The following is a 9551-nucleotide window of genomic DNA, read 5'->3' on the forward strand; positions in this document are numbered from 1 at the left end:
GCGCGCCGGGACACTCGGCGCGCGACCCGCGCGAACCTCAGCGGTCTAGAAGAACTGGTTCTCCGGCACCGGCAGGTCCAGTCGCGCCGGGCCCTGCCACCTGGCCGTGTCCTTCGGCACGTCGGCGCTGCCGAGGGTGCTGATCGCCAGCGGGATCACGACCTTGCTCCCCGCCAGGTCGACGGTGACGTTCGCGCCGGTGGCCCGCTCGGCGCTGTAGGTCGAGTCGGTGCCGGCGATCACGAGGGCCAGCCTGTGTCCCTTCTTGAAGACGTACTCCTGCGGCAGCGTCTCCCAGCTGACCCTGCCGTACGTGCCCGGGGGCAGTGGCGAGGGCTCGCCGAGCGAGTCGCGGTTCTGCACGTCGATCCAGCCACGGGCGACGATCTCCAGTGGCCGGGTGGCCCGGTTGGTGACGACCTGCCGGTAACAGGCGTCGTCGGAGGCCGTGCTCTCGCCGTGGCAACTCTCCTCGGCGACCGTGGTGATGCCCTGGCCCCGCCGCCAGTCGACCCGGGTGTCCTCGCCGAAGTCGACGAGGAGCGCGGTCAGGTTCGAGGTGGGCCTGTCGAGCGCGACGCGCAGGTCCACCACGGGCGTGCCGGACAGCCGCAGGTCCAGCGGCAGCTCACCGGTGGTGAAGGCCACCCGCCCCGGCTTGACGGTGCCGACGTCGGCCACCATCGCGTCCTCGGACTGGCGGATGTCGGTGAACGTAGCGGTCTGCCCCTTCCTGGCCGGTACGAGGCCGAACGAGCCGTCGGCCGCCGGGCGGAAGGGGACCTTCAGGGAGAGCGGGGCGGGCCAGTCGCGCTGGGTGATCCAGCGGTCGAGGCTGGTCTGCACGTCGGCGCGGGGCTCTCGCATGATGCCGTTCTGCACGCCGAGCAGCCAGTAGTCGAACCAGCGGTGCAGCGTGTCGACCCAGAGGTCACGACGGCCCTCGAAGTCGAAGGGGTCGACGTGCTGGTACTGCCCGACCCAGATCTTGCGGGGCACGTTCCTGCCGGCCAGCGCCTGCCACCACTTGGAGAAGTTGTCAGGCCTGACGTTGAGGTCGTTGACCGTGTGCACGGCGAAGACGCTGGCGCGCACCTTGGAGACGTCGGCCATCGAGCCCGCGATGTAGTCGCGCTCGGCCCAGAAGCCGTTGTAGTCGCCGGTGTCGTCGCCGTCCTCGGCGTCCAGCCGCGCCCGCACCGCGGCGCACTTGGCCTCGGGGTCGGTGTCGACGTAGTTCCCCAGCCACGACATGTAGTCGTAGTTGTAGATCACCCCGTTGGAGCGCTGGTATTTGTACCAGGAGCTGATCGCCGAGATCGGGACGATGGTCTCCAGCCCCTGCACGCCGGTCGCCGCCACGGCGTTGGCCAGCGTGCCGTCGTACGACTTGCCGATCATCGCGGCCTTGCCGGTGGTCCAGTCCGCGACCGCGGGCGTGCCGTCGGGGTGGTAGGCGGTGGCGCGGCCGTTCAGCCAGTCGATCACGGCCTTACCGCCCAGCACGTCGGCCTGCCCGCCGACGTCGGGACAGCCGTCGGACCTGGTGGTGCCGATCATGTCGACATTGAGGACGGCGTAACCGCGCGGTACGAAGTAGTTGTCGTAGAACAGCGGGAATTTCACTACGTTCCCGGCGGCGTCATAGACCTTCCGCTCGGCCTCGTTACCCCGGCCGGAGTTGTCGTAGTACGGACTCTCATCGATGATCACCGGCACCTTGAGCCCGGGACCCGATTCCTTTGGCCTGATGATGTCGACACGGACCCGGTCCGGCCTCCCATCGGAGTCGCTGTCGACACCCGACTCGACGTAGACGTGCTCGCGGACGGCGTCGGCGTAGGAGAAGACCGGTTGGGACCGTCCCCGCTCGACGGTGAGGGATGGCTGGGTGGCCGCGTGGGCTGGGGTGACGCCCGCCGCGAGAACCGCGAGGACGATAAGGGCTGCCCGTAACTTCGGCAAGCGGAGCCTCCAGAACAACTAGGGAAACATCCGCAATATCAATCTTTGTCCGTATAGTCCGCAAGATCCTTTATGTGTTCGACATCACCCTGGGGCTGGTATGTGACATGACGCTCGACAGCCCTGTCCGGCCACCGGTCAGGACGGCCCGGCGCGAGCCCGGGCAAGCGGGAGCAGAGGTACGGCCGCGGCGGCTACCCGCCGCGGGGCCTCAGCAGGGTTCGGTGCCGGAGGCGGGCAGGAGCTTGTTCAGCATGACCGCGCACTGACGCAGCTCGTCGGCGTCGAGCATGTCCAGGAACTGGGCGCGGACGCCGCGCAGGTAGGTGGGACCGGCCTCGGCCAGCCGCGCCGCGCCCGCGTCGGTGAGCACCGCGAACAGGCCGCGCGCGTCACTGGTGCACGCCTCGCGCTCGACCAGGCCGTCACGCTGGAGGCGGTCGACGAGCCGGGTCAGGCCGCTGCGCGAGAGCAGCACCCGGTCCGCCAGGTCGTTCATCCTCAGCCGCCGCTCGGGCGCCTCGAAGAGTTGCAGGAGGACTTCGTAGGAGGCCAGGGGTAGATCGTGCTCGATCAGCAGATCGGCCTCCAGCACCCGGGCGATGCGGACCTGGGCTCGCTGGAGCATGCGCCAGAGCGTCAGCTCCTCCGAGCTGAAGCTCTCCATGGACTCGCCCGCCGTGAGGGTCACACAGTAACCTTAGAACGTTGCACGCGCATCTACACAGCGAATTGTCCGAATCCGGCGACCAGAGCCGGGGCCGGAATTCCTGCCGACGTTCCGGGGTTCATACCATTGGACTTCCGACGCCGACCGTTCCCTGACGGGATCGGGCCTCTCGCCAAGCCATATGAGCGCCACGATGGGCAGTTCCTGCCCTTGAGACGCCTCATCGATAACAGACAAGGAGGGACGGCATCCTCCGTCGCCCCAGTGTGACGCCGCGTTGCCGACACTTCGATGGCACCTACCCCGGAACTGGTGATGGCCGCCCTCGCGACCGTCAACGACCCTGAGATCCGTCGGCCGATCACCGAGCTCGAAATGGTCAAGAGCGTCGACATCTCCCCCGAGGGGGCGGTACGTGTCGCGATCTTCCTCACGGTGTCCGGCTGTCCCATGAAGGACACCATCACCCGAGACGTCACCGCCGCGGTCTCCAGGATCGACGGAGTGGCCGGCGTCTCCGTCAAGATGGACGTCATGAGCCCCGAGCAGCGCAAGGCGCTGCAGACCAAGCTGCGCGGCAACAAGGGTCCCGAGAAGGAGATCCCCTTCGCCCAGCCCGGCTCGCTGACCCGTGTCTTCGCCGTCGCCTCCGGCAAGGGCGGTGTCGGCAAGTCGTCGGTCACCGTCAACCTGGCCGCCGCGATGGCCGCGAGCGGTCTCAAGGTCGGCGTCGTCGACGCCGACATCTACGGCCACAGCATCCCTCGCATGCTCGGCACCTCCGAACGTCCCACCAAGGTCGAGGACATGATCATGCCGCCGGTGGCGCATGACATCAAGGTCATCTCGGTCGGCATGTTCAAGCCGGAGGGCAACACCCCCGTCGTGTGGCGCGGGCCCATGCTCGACCGGGCCCTGCACCAGTTCCTCGCCGACGTCTACTGGGGCGACCTGGACGTGCTGCTGATGGACCTGCCCCCGGGCACCGGTGACATCGCGATCTCCGTGGCGCAGCGGATGCCCTCGGCGGAGCTCCTGGTGGTGACCACCCCGCAGCAGGCCGCCGCCGAGGTCGCCGAGCGGGCGGGATCGATCGCCGTCCAGACCCACCAGCAGATCGCCGGCGTCATCGAGAACATGTCATGGCTGCCCTGCCCGCACTGCGACGAGCGGGTCTCGGTCTTCGGCGAGGGCGGTGGCCAGACCGTGGCCGACGCGCTCACCCGCACCCTCGGCGCCCGCGTGCCGCTCCTCGGCCAGGTGCCGATCGACATGCGCCTGCGCGAGGGCGGCGACGAGGGCAAGCCGCTCGTGCTGACCGACCCGGACGCCGCGGCCGCGGCCGAGCTGATCCGCATCGCCGGTTCCCTTAGCAAGAAGTCGACCAGCCTCAAGGGCCTCCAGCTCGGCATCTCGCCCACCCGGCGCGGCTGACGGCACCCGCTCCGACACGACGACGGCGGCGCCCCTGCAGGAGGGGGGCGCCGCCGTCGGCCGTCCGGGAGGGACTCAGGTCGCCTCGGAGTCGTACGGAGGGATCTCGCCGTAGCCCAGCTCGCCGCCCGCCGGGTAGGCGGGGGCGGGTTCGGCGGTGGCGGTGGCGGTGGCGGTGGCCGGGGTGGACTTCCAGTCGTCCTCAAGGTCGGCGGTGAGGTGCTTGCGGACGAAGTTCTTCGGGTTCAGGTCGGCCGGGTCGAAGTCGGCGAACTCCGGCCCCAGCCCGGTCCGCAGGTCGTCTCTCGCGTTGTTGGCCATCCGGCGCAGGTTGCGCAACGTCTTGCCCGCCTGAGCAGCGGCCTGGGGCAGTTTCTCCGGGCCGAAGACGAGGAGGGCGATGACCACCAGCGCCACGATCTCAGGCCAGCCGAGTCCGAACACGGTGATCTCCTACCGAAAGAATGCCATGGGCACCTCTCCGGCTACGCACCGGAGAGGTTCCAGACTAGTACCGCCAAGGGTAAGCACGCGCCCCTGCCAGGCGGCTCAGGAAGGCTCGGGTGAGGGCTGGTCCGGCGCGGTGCCGACGGTCACGGTCGCGGTGTTCTCCTGGCCGCCGCGCTGGTACTTGACCGAGAGTTTCTCGCCGGGAGCCCTGTTGCGGACCAGCGCGATCAGCTCGTTGCCGTCCTGCAGCACGACGCCGTCGACCTCCAGGATGACGTCGCCCGGCTTGAGGCCCGCCTGGGCGGCGGGGCCGTTCGGCTCGATCGGCTGGGAACCCTGCCTGGCCTCGGTCGCGATACGCACCCCGACACCCTGGTAGGTCGGGTCGATGGCGACACCGATCCGCGACTTCTTGGCCTTGCCCGTGGTGATCAGCTCCTGGGCGACGCGGCGGGCGTGGTTCACCGGGATGGCGAAACCGAGGCCGATGCTGCCGCTCTGGCCGCCGACCGACCTGCCGAGAGTGGCGATCGCCGAGTTGACGCCGATCACCTCGCCGTTGCCGTTGACCAGCGGCCCCCCGGAGTTGCCCGGGTTGATGGCCGCGTCGGTCTGGACCGCGCTGAGCCAGGTGGTCTCGGAGTTGTTCTCCTCACCCGCCTGAACGGGACGATTGAGCGAGCTGACGATGCCGGAGGTGACGGTGCCGGTCAGGCCCAGCGGGGAGCCGATGGCGATGACCGGGTCGCCCACGACCACGTTGTCGGAGTTGCCGAGGGTGATCTCCGGGGCGCCGAAGGTCTCCGCCGGCTTGACCACTGCCAGGTCGGACTCGGGGTCGCGGCCGACGACGACGGCGGAGGTGGACTTGCGGTTGTTGAACTGGATCTGGATCCGGCCGCTGGGATCGGCGCCGGCGACCACGTGGTTGTTGGTCACCACGTAGCCGCCCTTGATCAGGAAGCCGGAACCGGTGTTGGAACTCGCCCCGCCCTCGACCGCCAGCGAGACCACGCTGGGCAGCACCTTCGAGGCCACACCCGCCACCGAATCCGGGGGACGGGCGTTGGAACCGGTCGGCGCGTTCCCCAGGCTGTAGGAGGGGTCGCGCCCCGAGCCGGTCGGCTTGGTGAGGAGATAGGTGCCGACGCTGCCGAGCAGCGAGGCGAGCAACGCGATCACCACGGCGAGGACGACCAGCGTGGCCGTACGCGGCCCGCGCTGAATCGCCGCGGGCGCCGGGCCGCCGAAGCTCCCTGGCAGCCCCGGGCTGCCGGGAGGCGGCGCCCAGCCGGGGCCCATGCCGAACGCCTGGGTGGGCGGCGGGGGCGGAGCCGGGTGGGCGGCGAAGACCGCCGTGTCGTACCTGAGCCGACCGGAGGGGTCGCCCCAGCTCTCCGGCGCGTGGCCCTGTCCCTGGACGCCCTCGCCCGCCGACACCTCCCCGTCGTCGTGACGGAGCAACTCGGGTTGCCCCTGCGGCCCACCCCACCGGCCGCGGCCTGGCGGGGCGCCCAACTGGCTCCAGCCGTCGTCTCCCGGCTGCTCGGCCTGGGACGGCGCGCCCTCTCCGGCGGGCAGGAACTCGGGGCGCGAGAACTCGGGGCCGGAGGAGTCGGCGTGGCGGGACTCCGGAGCGCCGTGACCACCGTCGGTGAAGTCCGACGGCGTACGCCCCGCAGCATCGTGCGCCCCGTGGCCGGTACGGGCCTCGTCGGTCATCGAATACTCACTACTCCTTGCCTCGCAGATGCCCACTCACCGGGTCAACCCGGCAATCTTCCCCCGAGCGGCATACGAGATGTGTAAAACACACGTCATCCGAAGGGATTGACCCACGAGAGCAGGCGACTCGCACCTCGGCCGAGCCTCGTCCAGAGATCCGGAACATGCTCGTGCGGTAGGGCCGCGACAGCCGCGTCGACCATGTCGGCCGGCGCGTCCGCGAAGACTGTATAGACATGCCCCCCACTCGCCCAGATCATCTCCTGCCCAACCGGGCCTCGAATCCAGATCGTATGCCCGCTGCGCCGCTCCGCATGCCAACCCTGGAGATGATCCTCATCAAGCACTCCGGGTTGCACAAAAACCGACACAACTGACAACCCATCCGAATACCCCAAATACAAGTATCCAGCGGGGGCGCTTCGCGCGGCGAACAACTCCAGGCGGCCCGGCAGGGCGCGGGGGATACGCCAGCCCGCGGCCAGCAGACGGGGCATCTCCACGAGATCGAGGCCCCCGGCGGCCAGCGGCGGCACCGTGGGCACCACCCCCTTGGTCACCGGGGCGAGGGTCAGATCGACGAAGGCTCCGACGTTGACGACCCGGCCCCTCACGTCCATGACTTCGCGGCGCAGCACCGGCCCGGCGGCCTTGTCGATCCAGTAGCGGGCGGCGACCGTGCCGTCCGCGCGCAGGACGTTCACGAGGCGGGCGGGGCGCCCGCAGGCGTGCCCCTCCCCGGCGGCCACGACCCGGTAGTTCCGGGCCAGCACCTCGAGCATCGCTTCCGACGGGCTGGACATGCCCCCGGCGGGGGTGCCCGGATCGGCGCTCTGCACGGAGCCTGAGGGCTCGGTACGCACCGTCATCCCCTTCCCGGGGACGTTGTGCACCTCCAGCACCGCCGAGGTGGAGCCGGAGGCGCCCCAGATCGTGACGTACTGGGTGCCCGAGTATCCGCGGGCCCGGCCCGCGACCGCCGCCTCACGGAGCAGGTGCAGGCCGGTGTCCTCGTTCTCCGCCTCGTCCGGCGGTATGGCGTGCGAGGTCCTGACCGCGTGTGCCGTACCGCCCGTCACCAGCCCCAGCAACATGACAGCCACCAGGATGATCGTGGCGGGCAGCCGGATCACGGAGTGGGCGAGAAGCTGGGCGTCGCCGATCCGCCGTAGGGTGCAGTGTTCCTGTGCTGGTTGGCGAACATGTCGACCGGCGGTACGACACGCGGGTTGGGGTCGGCTCCGCCTACCACGAACAGTGTGCCGATCGCCACGGCCGCCGAGGCGACTCCCACCGCGACGTAACCCGCTCTCCGGGTGCGGCGAGGTCCTTGGGCCCGGCCCCTGGGGCGGTTGTCGGGGGGAGCGACGCTGTACATGCTCGGAATGGGTGCTCCGCCGAAGGTGCGCGAGGCCGGAAAGGGGCGCTCACGCGGGGGCAACGGGCCGCCGGGCTCCGCCATCCGCAGCAGGGACATCGTCAGGTCGGCCGGCATCGCGGGCCCGTCGAGGGACCGCAACCGGCTCTTCAGCGCTCGCACGGCGTCGACCTCGGCCCGGCAGTCGGCGCAGAAGGCCAGATGCGACAGGGCCCGGTCACGCTCGTGGTGGTTCAGCTCACCGTCTACCAGTGCGGAAACACGCTCTCCTAGATGACTCATGCGCACTCCTTGCCAAGTGGCTCGTCGTGACATTCGTCATGACTGTGATTTCTCATGCGAATTCCTCCCCGTGAGTAACGCTCGGGGGGAATGGATCGTTCCGCGGCGCGCGATGCTCGAGCGCCTCACGCAACTGCGCCCGCCCACGGTGGATCCGGCTCCGAACCGTGCCGAGCTTCACACCCAGCGTCGCCGCGATCTCCTCGTAGGACAGCCCCTCGATGTCACACAGAACGACGGCCGCGCGGAACTCGGGCGCGAGGGCGTCGAGTGCCGCCTGGATGTCGGGCTCCAGATGGGTGTCGTCGTACACCTGTGCGGGAGAAGGCTCGCGCCCGCGCAGCCGCTCGGCGGCGTCGTCGGCGAGCCCCTCGAACCTGATGCGCTGCTTGCGCCGCGCCATGTCGAGGAACAGGTTGGTGGTGATGCGGTGCAGCCAGCCCTCGAAAGTGCCTGGCGTGTAGTTCGACAACGACCTGAAGACCCGGACGAAGACCTCCTGTGTGAGATCTTCCGCATCGTGCACGTTGCCGGTCAGCCGATAGGCCAGCCGATACACTCGCGCCGAGTGCGCCCGGACCACCTCCTCCCAGGTAGGAGGCGTCCAATCAGACACGGGAGCTTCTGCCTGGTGGTCAGGCTCGTCCACCAGCACTCCTCTCTCCGGGACCACCGCTATCGCCATAGTGCCTGGTTTCGTCCCTTCGTGCGCACTGACTACCTTCAGGACCGGCAAAGGCCGCTTAAACCGTGCAACGCACCGGGGACGACATGAGTTCCCGATCGGGCCTGCCTCCCTTAGGCTGCGACCCAGCGCCTATATGACTGTGTACGGAGAAAGCGGGAGGAGAGGCCGATGGCAGAGACGCCGACAAGTCCGTTGGAGGCCACTCTGGCCTATGCCGATGAGTTCCACAGGGAGGACGACATCCTGCTGGCCGCGCGCATGCGCGGCACCGAGGTGGGAGCGCCCCCGATCCTGCCCGGCGGCGGCGCCGCTCTGTGCTTCCTCGCCACCGCCATCAACGCCCGTGCCGTCGTGGAGATCGGCACCGGCTGCGGGGTGTCAGGCCTGTGGCTGCTCCGCGGCATGCGCCAGGACGGCACGCTCACCAGCGTGGACGTGGAACCGGAGCACCAGCGACTGGCCAGGCAGAGCTTCGCCCAGGCCGGATTCTCCGGGGGCCGGACCCGTCTGATCACCGGCCGCGCCCTCGACGTGCTCCCCCGGCTGTCCGACGGCGGCTACGACCTGGTCTTCTGCGACGGCGCCATGCACGAGTACGCCGACTACCTGGCCGAGTCCGTCCGGCTGCTCCGGGTCGGCGGCATCGTCGTCTTCGACAACGCCCTCTGGGGCAACCGGGTGGCCGACCCCGTGCAGCGGGACCCCGACACGGTCTCCATCAGGGAGCTCGGCAAGCTCGTCCGCTCCGACGAGCGGCTCCGCCCGCTGATGATGCCTCTCGGAGACGGCATCCTGGCGGCCGTCAAGCTCTCCGACTGACGGCGGCCACCCGACCGGGGGCGGGACGGTGACACCGTCGGTGACACCGGAACCCCCCCCCCCCCAAGAACCCGCACAGATGGCCCCCCCCCCAAAGAACAGCAGACGCCCCACCGGAAAACGGAGGAACAAAAAGAAAA

General features: G+C 69.5%; 9 protein-coding genes. 2 read left to right on the top strand and 7 right to left on the bottom strand.

Features of this window, described 5'->3' with window-relative positions; genetic code table 11:
• Window positions 1–45: 45 nt before the first annotated feature.
• Window positions 46–1965 (bottom strand): Xaa-Pro dipeptidyl-peptidase, encoded by a 1920-nt coding sequence (locus ABZU75_RS43185; protein ID WP_355568224.1) that lies wholly within the window; start codon window positions 1963–1965, stop codon window positions 46–48.
• Between the two features lie 211 nt (window positions 1966–2176).
• The gene (locus tag ABZU75_RS43190; protein ID WP_350921807.1) at window positions 2177–2656 is read right to left on the bottom strand and encodes a MarR family transcriptional regulator; all 480 of its coding nucleotides are present in this window, start codon (window positions 2654–2656) and stop codon (window positions 2177–2179) included.
• A 270-nt stretch (window positions 2657–2926) separates the two neighbouring features.
• On the opposite strand from ABZU75_RS43190, the gene ABZU75_RS43195 reads away from it, so the two are divergent.
• The gene (locus ABZU75_RS43195; RefSeq protein WP_355568228.1) at window positions 2927–4069 is read left to right on the top strand and encodes a P-loop NTPase; all 1143 of its coding nucleotides are present in this window, start codon (window positions 2927–2929) and stop codon (window positions 4067–4069) included.
• Between the two features lie 75 nt (window positions 4070–4144).
• Here the strand turns inward: ABZU75_RS43195 and ABZU75_RS43200 are convergent, their stop codons facing one another.
• The 5 genes from ABZU75_RS43200 to sigE form a co-directional block, all read right to left on the bottom strand.
• On the bottom strand, window positions 4145–4513 hold the full coding sequence (locus ABZU75_RS43200; protein ID WP_355568232.1) for a sec-independent translocase: 369 nt from the start codon (window positions 4511–4513) through the stop codon (window positions 4145–4147).
• Window positions 4514–4618: 105 nt separating this feature from the next.
• Window positions 4619–6241 carry a trypsin-like peptidase domain-containing protein gene (locus ABZU75_RS43205; protein ID WP_355568235.1) on the bottom strand — a complete coding sequence of 541 codons (1623 nt, stop codon included), beginning with the start codon at window positions 6239–6241 and terminating at the stop codon, window positions 4619–4621.
• A 95-nt stretch (window positions 6242–6336) separates the two neighbouring features.
• Window positions 6337–7338, bottom strand: a complete 1002-nt coding sequence (locus ABZU75_RS43210) for a sigma-E factor regulatory protein RseB domain-containing protein (protein WP_355568245.1) — start codon at window positions 7336–7338, stop codon at window positions 6337–6339.
• Between the two features lie 35 nt (window positions 7339–7373).
• Complete coding sequence (locus ABZU75_RS43215; protein WP_355568238.1) at window positions 7374–7904, bottom strand: anti-sigma factor; 531 nt, start codon at window positions 7902–7904, stop codon at window positions 7374–7376.
• Window positions 7905–7956: 52 nt separating this feature from the next.
• The gene (gene sigE, locus ABZU75_RS43220) at window positions 7957–8589 is read right to left on the bottom strand and encodes an RNA polymerase sigma factor SigE (RefSeq protein WP_350921795.1); all 633 of its coding nucleotides are present in this window, start codon (window positions 8587–8589) and stop codon (window positions 7957–7959) included.
• A 171-nt stretch (window positions 8590–8760) separates the two neighbouring features.
• On the opposite strand from sigE, the gene ABZU75_RS43225 reads away from it, so the two are divergent.
• Window positions 8761–9411, top strand: coding sequence for an O-methyltransferase (locus tag ABZU75_RS43225; protein ID WP_355568242.1), 651 nt, complete (start codon window positions 8761–8763; stop codon window positions 9409–9411).
• The last annotated feature ends 140 nt before the right edge of the window (window positions 9412–9551 follow it).

It is taken from the genome of Streptosporangium sp. NPDC005286 (assembly GCF_040607515.1).
Taxonomy (GTDB): Bacteria; Actinomycetota; Actinomycetes; order Streptosporangiales; family Streptosporangiaceae; genus Streptosporangium.